The sequence below is a fragment of the Bradyrhizobium sp. WD16 genome (assembly GCF_024181725.1).
In the GTDB taxonomy this organism is placed as follows: Bacteria; Pseudomonadota; Alphaproteobacteria; order Rhizobiales; family Xanthobacteraceae; genus Bradyrhizobium_A.
In genome coordinates, this window is sequence record NZ_CP028908.1 from 3,767,661 (window position 1) to 3,788,664 (window position 21,004).

The 21,004-nt window shown below is 60.0% G+C and carries 18 protein-coding genes; 17 read left to right on the plus strand and 1 reads right to left on the minus strand.

The features are described from left to right. The first annotated feature begins 28 nt into the window (after positions 1-28). The 17 genes from DB459_RS17420 (at position 29) to DB459_RS17500 (ending at position 20,011) form a co-directional block, all read left to right on the plus strand. Positions 29-1,285 (plus strand): ABC transporter ATP-binding protein, encoded by a 1,257-nt coding sequence (locus tag DB459_RS17420; RefSeq protein WP_253706529.1) that lies wholly within the window; start codon positions 29-31, stop codon positions 1,283-1,285. Positions 1,286-1,300: 15 nt separating this feature from the next. Continuing rightward, positions 1,301-2,833: a glycosyltransferase family 2 protein gene (locus DB459_RS17425; RefSeq protein ID WP_253706530.1), complete on the plus strand. Its 1,533-nt coding sequence runs from the start codon at positions 1,301-1,303 to the stop codon at positions 2,831-2,833. 91 nt (positions 2,834-2,924) lie between these two features. Next, a complete protein-coding gene (locus DB459_RS17430) occupies positions 2,925-3,842 on the plus strand; it encodes a hypothetical protein (protein WP_253706531.1) in 918 nt (305 codons plus the stop codon). A gap of 24 nt (positions 3,843-3,866) precedes the next feature. Continuing rightward, the gene (locus DB459_RS17435) at positions 3,867-5,285 is read left to right on the plus strand and encodes an FkbM family methyltransferase (RefSeq protein ID WP_253706532.1); all 1,419 of its coding nucleotides are present in this window, start codon (positions 3,867-3,869) and stop codon (positions 5,283-5,285) included. Positions 5,286-5,309: 24 nt separating this feature from the next. Next, complete coding sequence (locus DB459_RS17440) at positions 5,310-5,696, plus strand: DUF6165 family protein (protein WP_253706533.1); 387 nt, start codon at positions 5,310-5,312, stop codon at positions 5,694-5,696. A 163-nt stretch (positions 5,697-5,859) separates the two neighbouring features. Next, on the plus strand, positions 5,860-6,633 hold the full coding sequence (rfbF, locus tag DB459_RS17445; protein WP_253706534.1) for a glucose-1-phosphate cytidylyltransferase: 774 nt from the start codon (positions 5,860-5,862) through the stop codon (positions 6,631-6,633). Then, the gene (rfbG, locus tag DB459_RS17450) at positions 6,630-7,715 is read left to right on the plus strand and encodes a CDP-glucose 4,6-dehydratase (protein WP_253706535.1); all 1,086 of its coding nucleotides are present in this window, start codon (positions 6,630-6,632) and stop codon (positions 7,713-7,715) included. Before rfbF ends, rfbG begins: the two co-directional genes overlap by 4 nt. Beyond that, positions 7,708-9,036, plus strand: coding sequence for a lipopolysaccharide biosynthesis protein RfbH (gene rfbH / locus DB459_RS17455; protein ID WP_253706536.1), 1,329 nt, complete (start codon positions 7,708-7,710; stop codon positions 9,034-9,036). Before rfbG ends, rfbH begins: the two co-directional genes overlap by 8 nt. 28 nt (positions 9,037-9,064) lie before the next feature. Then, complete coding sequence (locus DB459_RS17460; RefSeq protein WP_253706537.1) at positions 9,065-10,819, plus strand: thiamine pyrophosphate-binding protein; 1,755 nt, start codon at positions 9,065-9,067, stop codon at positions 10,817-10,819. 14 nt (positions 10,820-10,833) lie between these two features. Next, positions 10,834-11,802: an NAD(P)-dependent oxidoreductase gene (locus DB459_RS17465; protein WP_253706538.1), complete on the plus strand. Its 969-nt coding sequence runs from the start codon at positions 10,834-10,836 to the stop codon at positions 11,800-11,802. A 46-nt stretch (positions 11,803-11,848) separates the two neighbouring features. Beyond that, the gene (locus DB459_RS17470) at positions 11,849-12,706 is read left to right on the plus strand and encodes a glycosyltransferase family 2 protein (RefSeq protein ID WP_253706539.1); all 858 of its coding nucleotides are present in this window, start codon (positions 11,849-11,851) and stop codon (positions 12,704-12,706) included. Between the two features lie 130 nt (positions 12,707-12,836). Beyond that, positions 12,837-13,577 (plus strand): DUF268 domain-containing protein, encoded by a 741-nt coding sequence (locus DB459_RS17475; protein WP_253706540.1) that lies wholly within the window; start codon positions 12,837-12,839, stop codon positions 13,575-13,577. Positions 13,578-13,676: 99 nt separating this feature from the next. After that, positions 13,677-14,423: a bifunctional 2-polyprenyl-6-hydroxyphenol methylase/3-demethylubiquinol 3-O-methyltransferase UbiG gene (locus tag DB459_RS17480; RefSeq protein ID WP_253706541.1), complete on the plus strand. Its 747-nt coding sequence runs from the start codon at positions 13,677-13,679 to the stop codon at positions 14,421-14,423. Between the two features lie 3 nt (positions 14,424-14,426). Beyond that, positions 14,427-15,641, plus strand: coding sequence for a glycosyltransferase (locus DB459_RS17485; RefSeq protein WP_253706542.1), 1,215 nt, complete (start codon positions 14,427-14,429; stop codon positions 15,639-15,641). Position 15,642: 1 nt separating this feature from the next. Next, positions 15,643-16,569 carry a glycosyltransferase family 2 protein gene (locus DB459_RS17490; protein WP_253706543.1) on the plus strand — a complete coding sequence of 309 codons (927 nt, stop codon included), beginning with the start codon at positions 15,643-15,645 and terminating at the stop codon, positions 16,567-16,569. Next, on the plus strand, positions 16,569-18,581 hold the full coding sequence (gene asnB, locus DB459_RS17495) for an asparagine synthase (glutamine-hydrolyzing) (RefSeq protein ID WP_253706544.1): 2,013 nt from the start codon (positions 16,569-16,571) through the stop codon (positions 18,579-18,581). The genes DB459_RS17490 and asnB overlap by 1 nt, the downstream gene beginning before the upstream one ends. Then, a complete protein-coding gene (locus tag DB459_RS17500; RefSeq protein ID WP_253706545.1) occupies positions 18,578-20,011 on the plus strand; it encodes a glycosyltransferase in 1,434 nt (477 codons plus the stop codon). The genes asnB and DB459_RS17500 overlap by 4 nt, the downstream gene beginning before the upstream one ends. Here DB459_RS17500 and DB459_RS17505 read toward each other — a convergent pair. Further along, the gene (locus DB459_RS17505; protein WP_253706546.1) at positions 19,998-20,987 is read right to left on the minus strand and encodes a lysylphosphatidylglycerol synthase transmembrane domain-containing protein; all 990 of its coding nucleotides are present in this window, start codon (positions 20,985-20,987) and stop codon (positions 19,998-20,000) included. The genes DB459_RS17500 and DB459_RS17505 overlap by 14 nt on opposite strands. Positions 20,988-21,004: the final 17 nt, after the last annotated feature.

Sequence of the window (21,004 nt, forward strand, 5' to 3'; positions counted from 1 at the left end):
GCATGCTCCAGCCATCCAAGCGCAGTCCTTGAGCAAGCGCTTTCGGATATTTTCCGGGTCGTTCAATCGGATGCTCGGCGCGTTGCTGGGAACTGCGGGGCCATCCGCGACAGAGAATTGGGCGATCAAAGGTCTCGACCTAACCATTGATCGCGGCGAGGCCGTCGGCATCATCGGGCGTAACGGCTCGGGAAAGTCGACGCTCTTGAAATTGATCGCCGGTGCGCTTGAGCCTTCTGCTGGCCAGATCAAGGTCGTTGGCAGAGTGCTCGCCTTGTTGGAGCTGGGAACGGGGTTCAATCCCGAACTTACAGGTCGTCAGAACGTGCTTCTCGCAGCCCAGATGCATGCATTCGAAGAGGATGACATTCGCACAAAGCTTCGGGACATTGAGACGTTTGCAGACTTGTCCGACTATTTCGATCGTCCGGTGAAGACGTATTCGTCTGGCATGTTTGTAAGGCTGGCGTTCGCAACCTTCATATTCATGAAGCCCGACATTCTGGTGATCGACGAAGCATTGAGTGTCGGGGACGTCTTTTTTCAGCAGAAGTGCTTCAATGCGATCATGGAGATGAAAGAGAGGGGTACAACCATCCTTTTTGTCTCCCATGATATGACTGCTGTTCGCAGGCTCTGCGACAGGGCCATCCTGATTGACCATGGCGTCAAGCTGTTTGATGGGGCTCCGGAGGAGGCGGTGACGCGGTTCTATGCGCTGCGAGGTGATCGCCGCGAGAGCCCAGACGTTCGAGCCGTTCCGGCCGTGGCCGGGGCTGACGGTGCCAGGGGCGATCTCGCCGGGTCTGGCATCAGGATCGGCGGAGGCGGCGGAAGCATCCTGTTCGTGCGATGCCTGGATGACGCAGGCGCAGACATGTTGCACTTCGAAGTAGGCTCGCGGACGACCGTCGAGCTCTTGTTTGAGGCCCACAGCGACTTGCAGGAGCCGAATGTCGGAATCGAGATATATGATCGGTTCAACCAGCTGGTCTTCGGGACGAGTTTGAAGAACATGGCTGTCAGGCTGGGGCCGATGAGATCCGGCGAGCGGTGTTCGGTCCGGATCTATGCGAAGCTGGATCTCATGCCGGGACAGTACGCGCTATCTGCTGCAGTTGCCGACCAGTTCGGAAGCGAGGATCCCAATGCGGGGACTGTTGTAAGCAGAATTGAAAATATGGGGCCAATCACTGTTCGATCGAGCAGGGAACTGCTGCCATTCTACGGCTTGGCCTGTCTGCCCTCGTCGTGCGAAGTCGTTGAACTCAAGTCTGTTGTTTAGATCATGGAGTCGGTAATGGATCTCGACCCCGGCTCCCGTTCCCTCGAGGCGGATGCGCACGAGGGCGCTGCTTTAAACTGGCGCGTGTCTGGTTGGGGCGCCGCTCGACCGTTCACGGCTCGATTCGAAAATCCAAGCCTGATCGACCAGGCGATCGAGATCGCGCGCGGCGAACGCGGCTTGATCGAGGATGCCATCCGCAAAGGACGAATCCCGTTTCCTAGTCGCATGCCGACTGGGCGAGGCGCGGCCATTTCGAACGTGGAGGGGCCCGTTTTCGCAAAGCCCGCCAGCTTCGGATATGAAAGACATGCCGCGAGCTCGTCTGAAGTGCTCAGTTGGCTCTCCGCTGCGAAATACAACGTCTGCAATCGAGCACAGCGCCGCGGGTTGGAAGCCGCCCTTGGCGAAGTAGAGCAGCGTGTGCCGTGCGGCATCATTGTGGTGGTCGCAGAGGGAGGCACTTTTCACGTAACAAGGCAGCTCGTTCGGAAATTCCCGCGAGTTGTTGTTGTCCAGTCGTCTTACGGAGCTGGGTCGGAACCAAAGGCTGCATCGCTGCGAAGGCCTGCCGCCGACGGCCTGTTTTCCTGGTTGTGCGCCAACGCAGACCGAGCTTCGAGCGTCGGGGCGTTCGTCCTGGTCGGTGACGGCACCTTCGAAATTGATGTCGCCGCGATCCGCGATTTCGCCCAGACGGACATCATACGGGTCAGCCCGATCGGCAAGTCTCCCTTCTGGAGCGCCTCCCGGTTGGCGAACGGAGCGAACGCTGGCGCTGATGACGCCTCCGCGCTGCCGCGCATTTCGATTGTTACGGTAAGCTACAATCAGGCGGCATATCTGGAGCAGGCCATTAACTCCGTCCTGGGCCAAGATTATCCCAACCTCGAGTATGTGATTGTCGATGGTGGTTCGACGGATGGGTCGGTGGAAATCATCAATCGATATCGAGATCAACTGCACGCCGTCGTCATAGAGCCGGACAACGGACAGTCTGACGCTCTCAACAAGGGATTTCGATTGACGTCGGGAGAGATTCTGAACTGGTTGTGCAGTGACGATATGCTGGAGCCCGGAGCGCTGCGCCAATTGGCTCGCAGCTACGTCCGCAATGACATGCCAGACCTGCTTGTCGGAGGTTGTGTTCGGATCGGCGAGGAGCGTGGCGTCGAGCTCGCCCGCCACCATACATCGATTGTCATGGGGGAAACGGTTCCTATGGAGCCGCTGAACATTCTCCAGTTCATGCGATCGTGGCAGTATGGCAACTATTTTTTCCAGCCTGAAGTATTCTTTTCGCGACGAATTTGGGATGCTGCGGGCGCATTCATCAAGCCGCATCTGTTCTACGCGATGGACTATGATCTTTGGCTGCGTATGGCTCTTGCGGGGGCGCGGGTCCGGCACATCCCTGCTTTTCTGGGCTGCAGCAGAGTCCATTCGGCACAGAAGACCCAGTCCGATCAGGTTTATCTCTACCAAATTGCTCAGATAATGGATGAATACGAAGAGCTCTTCGTGCGCTTGAAGGGCTCGATCGCTTGAGAAAGGGACGGCGGTGTCGTTGAGAAGTCGAGTTGGAAATTTCTTTCGGACATTCGAAGGCTCTTTGGCGGAAACTGTCGCCCATGGGCGAATGTCCGGCGCTCTGCTGAAGGATTTCTCCGAGCGCTTGTTGTTGCTTCAGGGGCGATCGCTGGCCCGAGCCGGCGAGCAGTCGTCCCGGATTCGGGATCTCAGCGACGTGGAGTTTCGCGTCTTTTCCCAGTGGGGAGAAGACGGCATCATTGATTGGCTCGTCGGCAAGATCGAGCTTCCCAACCACCGCTTCATCGAGTTTGGCGTCGAGAATTTCGCGGAAGCAAACTGCCGGTTTCTGCTCCAGAACAGGAATTGGCGCGGGCTGGTTTTCGACGGAAGCGAAAGCAATATGCGCGCGCTCAGGAATGAGCGGTTATTCTGGATGCACGACCTGACCGCGCAGGCCAGGTTCATAACGGCCGAAAACATCAATTCGTTGATCAAAGACGCCGGCTTCGCAGGCCCGCTTGGAATATTGTCGATCGATATTGACGGAAATGATTACTGGGTCTGGAAGAGCATCGATTGCGTAGATCCGGCAATCCTCATCTGCGAGTACAACCCGATCCTCGGTGACACGCTTCCCATCGTGGTGCCCTATGCGCCCGATTTCCAAAGGTTAAAGGCGCATCATAGCGGCCTTTATTTCGGCGCGTCGATCGAAGCGTTGAAACGCCTTGCTGCGCAAAAGGGCTATACGTTCGTTGGAACGAACAGCAACGGCATCAATGCATTCTTCGTCAGGAACGACCTCGCCGAGCCGGTGGTCGCGTCGCTAGGCCGGATAAGAGCGTTTCCGTCCCGGCACCGGGACAGCAGGGACCTGAATGGGGAATTGACCTTCGTCGGCGGGACGGACCGACTGAAGTTGATAGCTGATCGGCCCGCTCTGAATGTCGAGACGGGGCAGACGCTGTTACTCGGCGAAGCCCCCCCGCTGTATTCAGAAGACTGGCTGTCGGGAATGCGATGAATAATTCTCCGGAGTGCATGCCCAGTGCCCGTCGCTAAAGTTCGCGAATTGCTGTCGCTCGCGGCCTCAATCGGCGCGCAGCGACTGAAGCGTCACGACGTCGAGATCGCCGGATTGAAAGTGGCAGTTTCATCCCTGCTCCGTGAACGGGGCAAGGAGAGCTCGGGCGCGCAGACCGATCAAGCGCTTCTCGCCGCTCTGTTCGATGCGGGCTTGCACGCTGTCCAGGTCGAGCGGTTGTCGGAGCTGTATGAATCCATGGCTCTTCGTATTGCGAACCTGGAAATGGCGCAGGCATCATCGCAAGGCGAAGCGTCGGAGGAGAAACGAGGAAGCGTTGAAATGGGGCGGAGACAAGGTGCATCGGAGCATAACGACGACATCGTGGTGCATTTCGAGCGGATTCTCGCTGGCGAACGATGGAAACCATTTGGCAAACATGAAGCCTTGCGAGACTACTTCAACCATATCGTGAAGCAATATCGATTGGTGGTCGAAGAGCGCGACGGTCTGCTCAATTTGCGAGATCAGTTCATTCGAGAGCGGCAGGATCTGACCCGAGGTGAGCAAGATACCGGAGCCAGACCTTCGACCCACAGCGATTTTCCGGCTGAACTGCTCGACCGTGAGGGGCCCTGTTCGGTAACGATCGTCGATGTCGGAGCGCAAAACCTCGAATCCGAGGATCACATCTATTCGCCGTTAGTTCGTGCGAACAGGGCTCGTGTCGTCGGATTTGAGCCGCTCGAGGCCGAGGCTGCCAATCGAGCGTCCTCCGACCCGAGCATACTGATGCTCAACCATTTCATCGGCGATGGCAGCGACCGAACATTTCGGGTTGGCAAGTTCAGTCCGACATCATCGCTGCTGGAGCCCAATCAGTCGTTTTTGGCTCAATTCGTCGCGCTGCCGGAGATGTGCCAGATCGTTTCCGAAGAGGTGGTCTCGACGACGCGGTTGGACGATGTGCCGGAGGTGCGGGACTGCGACTTTCTCAAGATCGACGTGCAGGGCGGCGAGCTGGACGTGTTGCGCGGGGCGTCCACAGTCCTTGAACGGGCCGTTGTCGTTCATAGCGAAGTTGAGTTCTGCCCGGTGTACAAAAATCAGCCCTTGTTCTCGGACGTCGACTTGTTTCTCCGGGCGAGGGGGTTTGAACTCATCGAGCTGATGAAGCGAGGGTACGCGAGCTATCAGGACCTGCCGCGGCCGCTCACAAGCTCTCGGCTGATGTGGGCTGATGCGGTTTATTTCATGTCCCCCGATGCGCTTTCCGCCGTCAGCCCCCAAAAGCTCCTCAAGGCGGCCTATATCGCGCACGAGAACTATGGAATGTACGATCTGGCGGCGCGCTATTTGCGAAGCTATGATGAATGCACGGGGGCTGATACCAAGGGCGTGTATGGTGCGCGACTGTGTGCGCCAACGTCTCGAAAAGCTTAAACTGACGAGGTGAAAGTCAAACCCATGAACATTTCAATTGAGGTGTCCGTTGGCGAGTTGATCGACAAGATCACGATCCTCGCCATCAAACTCGCCCGAATTTCTGATCCCGCCCGGATAGCAAACGTCCGTAAGGAACATGAGATCCTCACGGCGGCCTATGCGGTGAAGATTACGGAAACGCCTGAGTTGCTGAACCTCAAGAATGCGCTCATGAGTGTGAACGAAGAGCTTTGGGATATCGAAGACCGGATTCGAAACTACGAACGGCAGCAGGATTTCGGTTCGAGCTTTGTTCAACTGGCGAGGACCGTTTACCGAACGAATGACCGTCGGGCTGCTCTCAAGAGAGAGATCAATGAGTTGCTGAATAGCAATTTGATCGAAGAAAAGAGTTACAGCGCGTACTGACGATCGGCCCCTGATCATATTCGGGTGTGCGCCTGTGGTGAGCAGCCGCGCGCGCCAGGAGCGGTTGGTGGTTTTTGTTAGAATGGCCAATTGGCGGATCGTTAGGAGCGCTCTCGGACGAACTCGACCGGTTCCGTGAAATCAGTTGCGACGGGGGAGGACGATGAAGACGGTGATTCTGGCTGGCGGAAAGGGAACGCGGCTCGCGGAGGAGACATCGACCAGGCCGAAGCCGATGGTTGAAATCGGCGGTCGGCCGATATTATGGCACATCATGAAGATCTACAGCTCCTTTGGCTTCACGGATTTCATCATCTGTGTCGGTCACAAGGGGTACATGATCAAAGAGTACTTCGCGCACTATTTCCTTCACATGTCAGACGTCACTTTCGATCTGGCATCAAATTCGATGAACGTCCACAAGCAGACCGCTGACCCATGGCGGGTGACATTGGTCGACACCGGCGAGGAGACGCAAACGGGTGGGCGTCTGAAGCGCGTTCGCGATTATATTGGGGACGATGAAGCGTTTGCCCTGACGTATGGGGATGGCGTGGGCAATGTGGACATCACCAAGCTCCTCTCCTTTCACCGTGCCCATGGCAGGCAGGCGACCGTCACGGCTGTTCGTCCGGCGCGACGGTTTGGTGCGATCACCATCGATCAGGCCCGGGTCGTCTCCTTCAGGGAGAAGCCCGAGGACGATGGTGGATGGATCAATGGCGGGTTCTTCATTCTTTCGCCTGAGGTGTTCGGACTGATTGAAGGCGACTCGACAATCTGGGAGCGGGACCCGATGGAGCAGTTGGCGAAAAGCGACCAGATTCGAGCGTACCAACATCACGGCTTTTGGCACCCAATGGATACCGTCCGCGACAGGAGTTTCCTCGAGGAGCAATGGGAGAGTGGCGCGCCAGCCTGGAAGCTTTGGAAATGAATCGCCAATTCTGGAGTGGAAAGCGCGTTCTCGTTACCGGCCACACTGGGTTTAAAGGCGGTTGGCTTTCGCTGTGCCTGGCGGATCTTGGTGCCTTCGTTTATGGGATCGCGTTGCCCCCCGAGGACGGGCCGGCTCTGTTTACAGATTTGGCTCTCCAGGAACTGGTGGATCATAGGATCGGGGATATCCGCGATCTCGATACGGTCAGACGCGTCATGCAGGAAGCGCGGCCTGAGATCGTCTTCCATCTTGCCGCGCAACCTCTCGTCAAGCTTTCGTATGACGATCCCGTCTCGACCTTTGCAACAAACGTGATGGGTACGATCCACGTTCTGGAAGCTTGTCGCCAGGTGGGAAGCGCCAGAGCCCTCGTCGTCGTGACATCCGACAAGTGCTACGAGAATATGTCCTGGTGTTGGGGCTATCGCGAGACGGATAGGTTGGGTGGCAAGGACCCGTACTCGAACAGCAAAGCATGCGCAGAACTCGTCACACAGGCTTACCGGGACAGTTTTTTTGCCGATCCTGCGGGGCTGAGGGTTGCGTCGGCCCGTGCTGGGAACGTGATTGGAGGTGGAGACTGGGCCACGTTCCGCCTCGTGCCCGATGCAATGCGAGCTTTCCTTGCCAACGAGGCTCTTAATATCCGCAATCCTGATGCCACGCGTCCATGGCAGCACGTCCTCGAGCCGCTCCGCGGATATCTCCTGCTTGCAGAGGCTCTGTGCGATAGCCCGTCGGCCGTTGGGGCGTGGAATTTCGGGCCGGTACAGTCGGACAATGTACCTGTCAGCGTCGTAGCCACAAAGCTGAGCCGACTTTGGGGGGCTGGCGCGCGATGGGAGCCGACCGCAACGAAGGGCAGAGTGCAGGAAGCCCAAGTATTGCACGTCGATTCGGCGAAGGCGCTTCGAGACCTTGGCTGGCGGCCAACCATTTCCCTCGACACCGCACTTGAGTGGACGGTGGATTGGTTCAAGTCGCGCGAAGCGGCCCATGACATGAGGAGAGTGACGTTGGGACAATTGCGCGAATTTGCTATGGCCGCGAATGCCACAATGGAGGCCGTGCATGACTAATGCCGGGCGCGGCCAAGAAGCATCGCTGCGAGCTGAAATCCTCTCGCTGGTCAGACGATATCACGACCTTCACCATTCCAAGTCCGCCTTCGTGCCGGGAGAGAGCCCAGTGCCGGTCGCTGGTCGCGTCTATGGCAGCGAAGATATGGAATTGCTGGTTGAATCGGCACTTGATTTCTGGTTGACAACAGGCCGCTTCAATTCGGAATTCGAGAAGCGTTTCGCCCGGCGAGTAAATGCAAAGCACGCGATGACGGTTAATTCCGGATCATCGGCAAATCTCGTCGCGTTTTCGGCGCTGACATCCGAAAAGTTGCGGGGGCGCCAGCTCAAACCGGGCGACGAAGTGATCACGGCCGCCACCGGCTTTCCGACCACCGTCAACCCGAGCATATTCTGGGGTATGACGCCGGTGTTCGTCGATGTGTTGATGGGGACATACAACATCGATCCAGTCGCGGTCGCCAACGCCATCGGCCCGCGAACGAAGGCAATCATGGTGGCTCATACGCTGGGCAACCCGTTCGATTTGGCTCCCATCGTACAACTCGTGAAACAAAACAACTTGTTCCTGATCGAAGACTGCTGCGACGCCCTGGGATCGACTTACGACGGCAGGCATGTCGGTACCTTCGGCGACATCGCGACCTGCAGCTTTTATCCGGCCCATCACATTACGATGGGAGAAGGAGGGGCAGTCTTTACGAACGATGATTTTCTTCGCCGCATCATGGAGTCTTTCCGTGACTGGGGAAGGGACTGTTTTTGTGAGCCCGGGAAGGACAATACCTGCGGGCGGCGGTTCGGCTGGCAGCTGGGGCAATTGCCCAAAGGATACGACCACAAATACACGTACTCGCATCTGGGCTTCAATCTGAAGATCACGGACATGCAGGCGGCAGTGGGGTTGGCGCAATTGGACCGTCTTGAGGGCTTCGTCGACGCCCGCCGGTCGAATTTCGCTTATCTCACAGCCGGCTTGGCCGATCTCGAGCAGTACTTCATTTTGCCTCATGCGACGCCCAGGTCGGAGCCGTCGTGGTTCGGCTTTCCGCTGACTGTTCGGGCGGATGCTCCCTTTTCGCGGGACCAGCTGGTTCAGCACCTGAATTCAAAGAAGATTGGAACCAGGCTGCTGTTCGGAGGCAATCTGATCCGGCAGCCTTATATGCTCAAGCAGGGCTACAAGGTGGTCGGCGATCTCACCAATAGCGATACGGTCATGACTTCGACGTTCTGGGTCGGTGTGTATCCGGGCCTATCAAGAGCGGCCCTCGATTACACGATCGAGGTCATTCGGCGTTTCGTGGACAAGATTTGAACGGGGCGCTGCCCGAGAAGGTTGAGCTATGAACGGTGCGGATTACATCGCCGCTTTCTTGGTCGATCGTGGGATTACGCAGGTTTACCTGATGAATGGGGGAGCCTGCGCATTCATGATCGACGCGATTGGACGAAATCCAGGCATTGACTACATAGCAATGCAGCACGAGCAGGCCGCGGCGATGGCCGCTGACGCCTCGTGGCGAGTGACCGGCGTTCCGGGCGTGTCACTCGCGACAAGTGGCCCGGGGGCCACAAACCTGATCACTGGAATTGCTTGCTCCTATTTCGATTCCATTCCCTCGCTGCACATCACTGGCCAAGTCAACATGCGGGAAAGTGCTGTGTACCTGGGGGCGAGCGTTCGCCAAGCCGGTTTTCAGGAAACGAACATCGTCGACATGGTTCGCCCGATCACCAAATACGCGGTGCAGGTCCATAACGTCGATGAACTTAAGGTCGAACTCTCGAGAGCGTACAACATCGCCATGTCGGGACGGCGGGGGCCGGTCTTGATCGACGTGCCGATGAACGTTCAGCAGGATGCGGTCGGTGAAGGCGTGCTCTATGATCCGACGCTCGGCTGGGAAAATTGGGGAGAGCCAGACCTGGACGAGCGCGCCCGAGAACTCAACTCGTTTCTCTTGTCGGGCGCCAGACCACTGCTGCTCTTTGGGGCAGGAGTGGGGCTTTCGGGATCTCATGTGCAGCTTGAACAGTGGTTGAGACGGTCCGAATTTCCGTTCGTTGCCAGTTGGAATGCGCTCACTTATTTCGATCACCGTCTGACGAATTACCTGGGCCAGATCGGCGTCTACGGAAATCGAGGGGCCAACGCCGCCCTGCAGAATTGCGATCGTCTTCTGGTGCTGGGAAGTCGACTCGACAACCGGCAGCGCTCCGGCAATCCGGCGACCTTTGCGCCAGAAGCAAGGGTAATGGTTCTCGATATCGACGGTGAAGAACTCAAGAAGTATGCAGGGTCGAATTACGTGACGTCGCAGCTGGATTTGGCGCACTTGCCGCCATTGCTGGGCCGCATCACCGAGCCACCGCTCTCCGCAGAATGGCGGGCCTATCTCAGTCAATTGAAGGCGGATTACTACAACAAGGATCTAAGCACGTTCTCGAAACAGCATGGGACGATATCGCCCTATGAAATCGTCGCCGCGTTGAACTCCATAATCGAAGATGACGCCATAGTGATAGCCGATACAGGGGCAACTGTCTGCTGGACGAACCAGAGCTTCTGTCGCACCAACCAGACCTTCTTCACCGCCGGTGGAAATTCGCCGATGGGATATGCTCTGCCTGCGGCGATTGGAGCTGCGTTGCTTGCGCCGAACAGGCAGGTCATCTGCGTGATCGGCGATGGCGGCCTGCAGGTCAACATTCAGGAGTTGCAGACCATCAAGGCTTACGACCTCAATATCACGATTGTGGTCATGAACAATCACGGGTACGGCATCATCAAGCAATTCCAGGACAGCTACATGGAAGGCCGTCATGAAGCCTCGGGGCGAGGATATTCAGTCCCGGACTTGGGAGCGATCAGCCAGGCATACGGACTGGGATATGTGAAGCTCGGATCGCCTCGCGATGTGGGGCCGCACATATTTCAACAGAACAAGGCGACGTTGGTCGAAGTTCCTCTTCATCCAGGTACGCTGATCGAACCCAAGCTGGAGATGGGCCGGCCGATCAACGACCAGTTCCCATACGTCAGCGACGAGATCTTCAGTCGTGACAACAAGTTCACGACGCTGTCTCGTCGGCGATGAGATTGTCGACCCGGATGAAAGTTGCGATTCTCGGTTCAACTGGACACGTCGGCCGATCGCTTGCGGCCGAGTTGCTTCGTCATCCGGACATTCGTCTTGTCCTCTACTCCAGGCGAGGTGATCTCCCCGGTGCGGGAGAGGCTGCCATCGACCGGGCGAGAGTCGAGCTGCGATCGACCACGGCCTTGGATTTCGGTGGTTGCGACATCGTGGTCAACGCAATCGGGGTCGGGACGCCGGATAAGATCGCCGCCGCGGGCGCGAGCGTGATGCAATTGACGTTGGAGTGGGAGGAGCGCATCAAGGCTGCGCTGGCTGCCGCACCGGATTGCCTATACGTATTTGCCTCCAGCGGCGCAATTTACGGAACGCTTCGCGACGGACCGGCTTCGCTCAATTCGGTTCGCGAGTTCTCAGTCAATGCCGAGCGCCCCGCGAATGCGTATGGAAAGGCCAAATTTGTCGCTGAGGCGTTGCATCGGTCTTGGACGCATAAACGAATTCTCGACGTGCGCATCTTTGGCTATGTCAGCGAGTGCATCGACCTACAGTCGACGTATTTGCTGTCGCAGATCTTTGCCTCGCTGCTGCAGAATAGGTGCTTTGCCACCAATCTGGATGATGTCGTGCGCGACTACGTTGGGCCAAAGGAGCTTAGCCACTTGATTCTCGGCGCGGCGAAGGCCCATCGTATCAATGATGCCGTGGATTTGTTCTCTCTGGCACCTGTCAGGAAGTTCGAGATCCTCGATGAACTGAAGAAGTTTGGTCTGCGCTGCAGTTTCGTCGAGGGAGAGAACGGCTCGGCGGCAAACGTTGGTCGCCTAAACTACTATTCGACATATTCGCGGGCGTGTGACTACGGTTACGCGCCTCAAAGGACTGCACTTGATGTCGTTCTTGATTCTGCTCAAAAGATCCTGAACGCAGCTCAAGGTTCTTTCCAGGGGGCGGTGACTCTCAGGTCATCGGACCGAGACTGATTGAGCCCCTGTCTGCTGTGCGTTTGTGCTCATAGAAAAAATCGTGATGCGAATATCCGTCGTTACTCCGAACTTCAACATGGGGCATTATCTCAACGAGACGATTCGTTCCGTTTTGGCGAATTTGCGTCCGGGCGATGAGTACTTTGTCATTGATGGTGCTTCTACGGACGATAGCATCGAGATCATCAAGAAGCATTCGGCGCAGCTCAGCGGCTGGGTTAGCGAGAAGGACGGCGGCTACGCCGAGGCCTTGGCAAAGGGCTTCACCCGGGCCACCGGTGATATTCTTTGCTGGATCAATTCCGGCGACATGTATCTCGACGGTGCCTTCGAAGCCGCCCGTGCGCTGTTGATCGACGACGTCGATATGATCTTCGGCGATGACTTTTACATCGACGAGCACAGCGCGATCGTTTCGTTCAGCAGAGGGTGGGTGCCCGACTTGCGATCGGCTACCCTTTATGGTGGGTGGACGCCGCTGCAGGATGCCTGCTTCTGGCGACGCGACATTTACCAGCGGGTGGGCGGAATCGATGCGTCACTCGGCTACGCTGCCGACTATGATCTGTTTCTGCGCATGTCCCAGGTCGGACGCACCCGATATGTCCCGGTCACCTTCAGCGCCTTCCGGCGCCATGCCGGACAAAGATCGCTGTCCGGCGCGGAAGCCTATGAGGTGGAGCGACAGAGGGTTCGTCGGCGCGAACTGGACGCCCTGCCGGTGAGCGGCTGGCGCAAGCTATATCGGTCCGCCGCCTACCGTATCGCCATGAGCGCTCGCTCTCGCATCGCGCCGTTTGCGTGGAGGAGATCTGACCTCGCCGGGCGTTCCGTCGCCAGTTTGCGCTGCGGCCCTTTCTGGCCTGCCGGGGCGCCTAACCAGTCGGTCTCGATTGCATGAACCTGTTTCCGCCAGCAGACGTGCCGCGACTGAAGTCAACCACTGTAGATCCGTTCGCAACGGCGTCAGGTGATGTCCGCTGCCGCATCCGGCCCACTTTTACCCCGACACGCAAAGGTTAAAGTCGCCGATGTTTCAGCTGACCAGACGCTGGACTGGGATCGTCATAGATTGGCGACGGATTGTGGCGCTGCGCTATTTTCCAAGGTTTGTATCGGATTGGCTCGCTTTCCGGCGCAAGGCGGGTGGATGGACCGTCACGGTTGCCGACAGCTTCCCTTGTCTGGCTGACCGGCTAGCCAGCACCCCTTTCGATCCCCACTATTTTTTCCAGGGGAACTGGCTGGCGCGACAACTCGCGACGGTGAGGCCGGCGCTGCATGTCGATATCGGTTCGAGCGTACTCGTGATTGGCGTGCTGTCCGCCCATGTGCCCACCGTGTTCGTCGATTACCGGCCGCTGATGGCGCGCGAAAAGGGGTTGGATTGCGTCGCCGGTGACATCAGCCGGCTGCCGTTCGCCGATTCGTCCATCGAGAGCTTGTCGTGTTTACACGTCATCGAGCATATCGGCCTTGGTCGTTATGGCGACCCGATCGATCCGGACGGGCCGGCAGTCGCCGCCGCCGAACTGCAGCGTGTGCTGGCACCTGGCGGCCGCCTCTACTTGTCGACACCGATTGGCCGGCAGAGGGTCTGCTTCAATGCCCATCGGGTCTTCGCGCCGGAGACGATCACCTCGATGTTTCCGCAGCTCCGGCTTTTGGATTTCGCCTATGTATCGGATGACGGAAGCCTGCATCCCGGCGCAACCGTGCATGAGTTGCCCCCGCTCGACTATGGCTGTGGCCTGTTCACCTTCGAGCGCTGACTTAATGCGGGTTTACCTGCTCATGAACGGCATTTTGGTGCAGCTTATTTCGCCGCGATCGGTTTCAGGCTAGCACGTCACTGCATCGTGGAGTTCATAGTGTTCAGGCGCCTCAGAAACTTCTTAGTCGGCAGTGATACGTTCGCCTTCAACGTACGTAATCGCGACAGATGGGTGGCTGAGCATGCCCGCAGCTTACCGGCAGGATCACGCGTTCTCGACGTGGGAGCCGGCTCAGCTCCGTACCGGTCTCTATTCGGTCATTGCAATTACAAAACGCAGGATTTTGTTCGGCTGAGGGACGAGCAGCTTCGGTACGGCGGCTATGCCCCAATCGATTTTGTGTGCGAGGCCCATGCGATTCCGGCACCTGCGGGCAGTTTCGACGTGATACTCTGCACAGAGGTGTTGGAACATGTGCCGGAGCCAATCGCCGTGATCGACGAGTTTGCCCGCCTCCTTAGGCCGGGTGGGCGACTGTTTCTGACTGCGCCACTTGGCTCTGGAATTCACCAGGAGCCCTATCATTTTTACGGCGGCTACACGCCATTTTGGTATGAGCGTTTTCTTTCGAGCGCGGGCTTTACAGCGATAGCTGTGGTGGCCAACGCCGGAACGTTGCGTCACATCGGCCAGGAGACCATTCGCTTCGCTGCCATGACACGTCCGTTCGGTATGAAGGCGCCTTTGCCTCTGCAGCTCCTTTGGCTGCCGTTCTGGTTGGTGCTCGCGCCCATGCTGCTGCTCGGCGTGCCGCTCGCCGCACGGTTCCTTGACCGGTATGATCGCGAGCAGCGCTTTACAGTAGGTTACCACGTCACGGCCGTTCGCCGGCGCGATAGCTGAATCATGAAGGTTCTGTGCGTCCTCAGCCAGTACGCCTACGGTCGGCCGGAACGGGGCGAGAACTACGATTACGTTCATTTCGTCCCGGCGCTTCGCGAACTTGGCCACGAGGTGGAGGTCTTCGATTCCGGAAACCGTTCATCGTATCGGGATTTCGCCGAATTGAATGCGGCGCTTCTCGACCGGGTGATCGCGTTCCGGCCTGAGATCATCTTCTGCGTGCTGATGCATTATGAGATCTGGTTCGACACGCTCGACGCTATTCGCAGCCACTGCCCGGCGCTCGTCGTCAATTGGGGGACCGACGACTCTTGGAAGTTTGTCCAAGCTTCGCGGTTTTTTGCCGCCCATGTTGACCTGCATGTGACGACCGCCCCGGCCGCGGCGGAGAGAGCCACTGCACTCGGACACCGCAACGTGCTGCTGTCGCAATGGGCCGCGTCGGACGGCTCTCTGATGCGGCCCATTCCTGCGGCTGACTGTCGACGCGACGTCAGCTTCGTCGGCAGCCTCTATGGCTATCGCGCCGCCTGGATCGCGGGGCTACGTGATGCTGGCATAACCGTCGACTGTTTCGGTCATGGCAGCGAAAACGGAGTTGTTGATACCGAGGCCATCGCTCGGATCGCGCGCGAGTCGCGCATTGCTCTGAATTTCTCGGGAGAAGGCCCGGGCGGTCATTTGCGTGCCGGCGGGGGACGTCAGATCAAGGCGCGCACGTTCGAGGTTCCCGGTTCAGGCGGCTTTCTGCTGACCGAGAGCGCGCCTGGCCTCGAGCGATATTACCAACCCGGCCGCGAGGTCGCGACGTTTTCCTCGCCTGATGAACTGGTGAGAATGGCGCGCCACTATCTCGCCCAACCGGAGCAGCGCGATGCGATCGCGAATGCGGGGTATGAGCGTACGGCTGCCGAACATACCTACCGGCGGCGTTTCGAACAAATCCTCGATCATGTCTGCATGCTCTCGGCGGATCGGATGAGAACCCCTTGGGGTCTATCGCCGGATGCGCTTGCGCCCGCTATCGCCAGGTTCCGCCGCTCGGGCGCAGGCTGGCTTCGGTCTGTGCTGGTCGGGCCCTTGAGATTGATTTTCGGGTTTGAGCGCGGTCCACGGGCGGCGCGCCGCATTCTCTTCGAGCTGTCGTGGCGGTGCGCCGGCGAGCGCACCTTCCGGGCAGGCGGGCTACCCGGCCGCTTGTTTTACCTCGAAAGCTGACATGAGCGCCCTCAAGCCAGCGCGGGACGCGGCCGCGCCTCTCGTCTCCGTGATCATGTCCATGCGCAACAGCGCGGCTACCGTCGCTGAGGCGGTGCGATCGCTGCAGCTCCAGACGTTGTCGAGCTGGGAGCTGGTCGTCATAGACGACGGCTCGCACGATGCCAGCGCTGCGGTGGTGGAGGGCTTTGCTGATCCTCGCATCCGTGTGGTGCGGGAGGCCGAGAGCAGAGGCCTTGCCGCACGGCTCAATCAGGCCATCGGTCTCGCGCGGGGCGAATTCATCGCCCGGATGGATTCCGACGACATCTGCTTTCCCGAGCGGCTCGAGCGTCAGATCAATGCCTTGCGCAACGATCCGTCGATTGATCTCCTCGCCAGCAGCGCCGTGGTCTTCAATGACGCCGGCGCGCTGATCGGAATCCTGCCGGTCTTCACTGGTCACGACGAGATGGTTGGCCGGCCCTTTGAGGGCATTCCCATGCCGCATCCGACCTGGTGCGGCCGGGCCGCGTGGTTCCGCGCCAACCCTTATGATTCCGCGCTGCTCAAGGCCGAAGACCAGGACCTCCTGTTGCGCAGCCATCGTCACAGTCGTTTCGGTGCCCTCGACGAAATCCTGCTCGCCTACCGGCAGAACCGGCTGGATCTCGCCAAGATCCTTCCCGGCCGCCATGCGTCGATCCGTTCGATCTGGCGTTACGGTGGCGCGCATGGCGAGTACCTCCCGGCGCTGGGAGGAATCGCGGCCCATCTCGCTAAGGGCGGCGTGGATGTCGTCACCATCGGCGCCGGCCTCAACGCCGTCATGCAGCGGCAACGCCTGCGCGCCGTGCCGGCGAGCGTCGCGGAACGCTGGCAGATGCTGCGCCGAGACTTGCGGCAGGAGCACCAGTCCAGCTCTGCCGCAGCCGGAACGACCGTCTGATGTGCGGCATCGCCGGCCTTTATCGACCGGGAGGGGGCGATGCCAGCGCGCTTGCCGGCTGCGCCGTACGGATGGGCGAGGCGTTGTCCCATCGGGGGCCGGACGCCGCAGGGCTCTGGAGCGATCCGCAGGTCGGGGTCGCATTCAGCCACCGCCGTCTCTCAATCCTCGATCTCACCGAGGCGGGCAGCCAGCCGATGCGCAGCGCCTGCGGCCGATTCACCGTCACGTTCAACGGCGAGATCTATAACCATCTCGAGCTCCGCGCAGCGCTCGAGGCGGCCGGTGCCGCGCCGCGGTGGCGCGGCCACTCGGATACCGAGACGTTTCTCGCGGCCGTGGCGCACTGGGGCGTAACGGCCGCGCTGAGGCGCCTTGCCGGCATGTTCGCCTTCGCATTATGGAACGCCGATGCCCGTACGCTGACGCTGGCGCGCGACCGCTTCGGCGAGAAGCCGCTTTACTACGGCTGGTGTGGCGGCGATCTCGTCTTCGGCTCCGAGTTGAAGGCCTTGGCGGCGCATCCGGCTTGGGCTCCGGTGCTCGATCGCGCCGCGCTGACATCCTTCATGCGGTATTCATACGTGCCGGCGCCGGCCAGCATCTGGGAGGGCATATTCAAGCTGCCGCCGGGCACCGAGATCAGTTTCGCGGCGCACGCGGCAACCGGCGAACTGCCGAAGCCTGCGCGCTACTGGTCTTATGCCGACACGATGGTGGCGGCTCAGTCCGCGCGCATCACCGACGAGGCGGAGGCCGTCGGCGAGCTCGAGCGCGTGCTTTCCGCGGCGATCCGGCGTCAATGTCTGTCCGACGTGCCGCTCGGAGCCTTTCTTTCCGGTGGGATCGATTCCTCGACCATCGTGGCGCTGATGCAGGCGAATACGATGGTGCCGGTACGCACCTTCACCATCGGCTTCGCCGAGAGCGCCTATGACGAGGCGCAGGACGCGCGTCGGGTCGCATCGCATCTTCGCACCGATCACACGGAATGGCGGATCGATGCCGGCACGGCTCGCGACGTCATTCCTCAATTGCCGCGGATCTACGACGAACCGTTCGCGGACTCCTCGCAGATCCCGACGCATCTCGTGGCCATGCTGGCGCGTCGCCATGTCACAGTGGCGTTGTCGGGTGATGCGGGCGACGAGTTGTTCGGCGGCTACAATCGTCACGTCTGGGGCGAGACTTTGAATGCGCGGGTGCTGTCGCGGCCGGCCTGGCTGCGTGCGCTGGTGTCGACGCTTTTGCGCGGCCTGTCTCCGGAGCCGATCGACACGCTGTCGCGGATCGCGAACCCCATTATGCCGGCGGGTCTGCGGGTCCGGAGGGCGGGCGCCCAGGCGGCCAAACTCGCAAGCATCCTGGGTGCGGGCTCGCTCGACGATATGTATCGCCTGCTTTGCTCGATCGATTCCGATCCCGGGGCGACCGTGCTCGGGGGGGCCGAGGCAGACGGCTGGGCTGCGAGCGAAATGCGCAGATTGGCCGCCCCGCTTGCTCCGCTCGACCGTATGACGCTGGCTGACGCCCTGAACTATCTCAGCGACGACATCCTGCACAAGGTCGACCGCGCAGCCATGGCGGTGAGCCTGGAGACGCGGGTACCCTTCCTCGATCCGGATGTGGCTGAATTCGCTGTCCGTATTCCGCCCTCGATGAAGGTGCGCGAGGGGCGGGGCAAATGGCTGGTCCGACAGGTGCTCTACAAGTACGTGCCGCACGAGTTGGTCGATCGGCCGAAGACCGGATTCAGCATTCCGCTCGCCGAATGGCTGCGCGGGCCGTTACGCGGCTGGGCAGGCGATCTGCTCGCGCCCGGGCGGTTGCGCCAGCAGGGGCTGTTCGCCCCGGCTGCGATCGCGACGCGCCTGAACGAACACATGGCGGGTCGACGCGATCATGCGTATTGGCTATGGAACGTACTGATGGCGCAAAGCTGGCTCGACCAGTGGGGTGGCCGTCGGCCCGCCACCGTCCCTCCCGAGAGTTCTGAAGTCCAGCCCGCATGATTTCGCTGTCCAGCCGCAAGGCGGCCATTCTGGCCCATTCCGAAAAATTCGCCGCGACGCGTACCGAGTGGCGCGCGCGCGCCGGCTTTTTTCACAGTGAAGACCAGAACTATCTGCGCTTTCTCATTCCGGAGGGGGCCCGCGTCCTCGAGATCGGCTGCGGCACCGGCGACACCCTTGCCGCCCTCAAGCCGAGCCGCGGCGTCGGCGTCGATTTCAGTCCGTCGATGATCGCCGAGGCGCGCCGCCGTCATCCCGATTTGTCCTTCGTCGAGGGCGACGCTGAGGATCCGGCGACCATTGCCGCGCTTGGCGGACCGTTCGACTATGTCCTGGTGCTCGACGCGATCGGCGCCATCGACGACTGCCAGGCCTTTCTCGCCCGCCTGCACGGGCTTTGCACGCGTGAGACGAGGCTGGTGATCGGCTACTTCTCTCATCTGTGGTATCCGCTGCTCACTCTGGCGGATCGCCTCCAGCTGCGCATGTCCTATCCGGAACAGAATGTTCTGTCGCCGGCGGACGTGGCCGCGCTGGCTGCGCTCGCGGACTTCGATCCCGTCAAATCGGAGCAGCGGGTGCTTTCGCCGATGCGGCTGCTCGGCCTCGGTCGCTTCCTGAACCGCTTCATCAGTATCCTGCCGGGATTCCGGGCGCTGTCGCTGCGTCATTACGTGGTCTGCCGCTCGCTGCGGGCGCGGGGCGAAGAAGTCAAGTCGGTCACCGTCGTGGTACCGGCGCGCAACGAGCGCGGCAACATCGAGCCGGCGGTGCAGCGCATTCCGAAATTCTGCGACGACATCGAAATCATCTTCATCGAAGGCCACAGCAAGGACGGCACCTTCGCCGAGATGGAGCGTGTCAAGGCAGCCCATCCTGACCGCGATATCAAAACGATGGTGCAGCCGGGCAAGGGCAAGGCCGATGCGGTGTTCACGGCTTTCGAAGCGGCGCGGGGCGACGTGCTGATGATTCTCGATGCCGACCTGACGATGCCGCCGGAGCAATTGCCGAAATTCTGGGAGGCGCTGCATTCCGGCAAGGGCGAATTCATCAATGGCTCGCGCCTCGTCTACGCGATGGATCAGGGCGCCATGCGCTTTCTCAACCTGATCGCCAATCGGACGTTTTCCTATCTGTTCTCTTGGCTTCTCAACCAGCGCTACACTGATACGTTGTGCGGCACCAAGGTGATGCGGCGCAGCGATTATCAGCGGCTTAAGGCCGGCAAGGCCTATTTCGGCGATTTCGATCCATTCGGCGATTTCGACCTGATCTTCGGCGCCTCGAAGCTGAACCTCAAATCGATCGACATGCCGATCCGCTATGCCGCGCGCTCCTACGGCGAAACCCAGATCTCGCGGTTCAGCCACGGCTGGCTGTTGTTGAAGATGGTGGTCTTCGCCTTCTTCCGCATCAAGGCGCAGTAGCGCCCGAGCCGATTTCCTCCTGGGGCAGCTCCATGGTGGCGCTGCCCTTCGCCGCTTTTTCGGCACTGGCGACCCAGACGAGGCCGCCGAAGGCGCCGACCAGGAAGGACACGGCGCCATAGAGCAGGGACACGACAAGGCCATCGGCCTGCGGCAGTCCGGCATAGCCAAACGCCATCATCATCGTGGCTTCGCGCACGCCCCAGCCGGCGATCGAAATCGGCAGCATGGTGATCAGCACGATCGGCGGGATCAGCAGAAACACCTGAGCGAAATCGGCGGGGGCCGCGATCGAGCGCACCACCGCCCAGGCGATCACGACCGTGAGCACATGGACCATCAGCGACAGAATGGCGATCAATGGGCCGCGCTCGCGGTCGAACACCACTCTATTGGCGAGCACGGCACAGGCATGGATATGTCGCGTCGGTAACCAGGTGGCGAGAAAGTTCCAGCGGATCTGGCCAAACACCAGAAAGCCCAGGCCGGCGGCGAGGGCGGCAAAATCAACCAGGGTCAGTGCGGCCCGTCCACGGGCATCGCCGATCAGGCGCCAGCTCCATGGCAGGCTCGCGACGATGATGACGGCCAGCGCGATCAGGCCGATGGCACGGTCGACCAGCACCGAATAGGTCGCCGCCCGCCAGCCGGCACCGGTCCGGCTCAGGAGCCACAGCCGAACCGCGTCGCCGCCAATGGACGACGGCAAGGTCTGATTGAAGAAGGATCCGATCAGATTGAAGCGCAGGGCCTGCGTAATGGTCAAGGGCGCGCCGCAGGGCCCGGTAATCAGGCGCCAGCGCACCGCGCCAAGCACGATCTGCAGCAGCGTGACCATCACGGCGGCAGCGATCCAGAGCGGATTGATCTGGTTCATTCGTGCCAGGATCGCCGCAACATTGACCCCGCGCAGCGCCAGGTAGAGCAGGGCGCCCGAAATCAGGATCTTGGCCGTGACAAGGATGAACTTTTGCATGGTGGCCGACCGGCCTT

Bases quoted from the DNA above. Each gene is read 5' to 3' on its own strand.
- DB459_RS17470 (WP_253706539.1), top strand. From the start codon at position 11,849: ATGCGAATATCCGTCGTTACTCCGAACTTCAACATGGGGCATTATCTC.
- DB459_RS17430 (WP_253706531.1), top strand. From the start codon at position 2,925: ATGTCCGGCGCTCTGCTGAAGGATTTCTCCGAGCGCTTGTTGTTGCTT.
- DB459_RS17485 (WP_253706542.1), top strand. From the start codon at position 14,427: ATGAAGGTTCTGTGCGTCCTCAGCCAGTACGCCTACGGTCGGCCGGAA.
- rfbH (WP_253706536.1), top strand. From the start codon at position 7,708: ATGACTAATGCCGGGCGCGGCCAAGAAGCATCGCTGCGAGCTGAAATC.
- rfbG (WP_253706535.1), top strand. From the start codon at position 6,630: ATGAATCGCCAATTCTGGAGTGGAAAGCGCGTTCTCGTTACCGGCCAC.
- DB459_RS17490 (WP_253706543.1), top strand. From the start codon at position 15,643: ATGAGCGCCCTCAAGCCAGCGCGGGACGCGGCCGCGCCTCTCGTCTCC.
- DB459_RS17475 (WP_253706540.1), top strand. From the start codon at position 12,837: ATGTTTCAGCTGACCAGACGCTGGACTGGGATCGTCATAGATTGGCGA.
- rfbF (WP_253706534.1), top strand. From the start codon at position 5,860: ATGAAGACGGTGATTCTGGCTGGCGGAAAGGGAACGCGGCTCGCGGAG.
- DB459_RS17505 (WP_253706546.1), bottom strand. From the start codon at position 20,987: ATGCAAAAGTTCATCCTTGTCACGGCCAAGATCCTGATTTCGGGCGCC.
- DB459_RS17465 (WP_253706538.1), top strand. From the start codon at position 10,834: ATGAAAGTTGCGATTCTCGGTTCAACTGGACACGTCGGCCGATCGCTT.
- DB459_RS17460 (WP_253706537.1), top strand. From the start codon at position 9,065: ATGAACGGTGCGGATTACATCGCCGCTTTCTTGGTCGATCGTGGGATT.
- DB459_RS17500 (WP_253706545.1), top strand. From the start codon at position 18,578: ATGATTTCGCTGTCCAGCCGCAAGGCGGCCATTCTGGCCCATTCCGAA.
- DB459_RS17440 (WP_253706533.1), top strand. From the start codon at position 5,310: ATGAACATTTCAATTGAGGTGTCCGTTGGCGAGTTGATCGACAAGATC.
- asnB (WP_253706544.1), top strand. From the start codon at position 16,569: ATGTGCGGCATCGCCGGCCTTTATCGACCGGGAGGGGGCGATGCCAGC.
- DB459_RS17425 (WP_253706530.1), top strand. From the start codon at position 1,301: ATGGATCTCGACCCCGGCTCCCGTTCCCTCGAGGCGGATGCGCACGAG.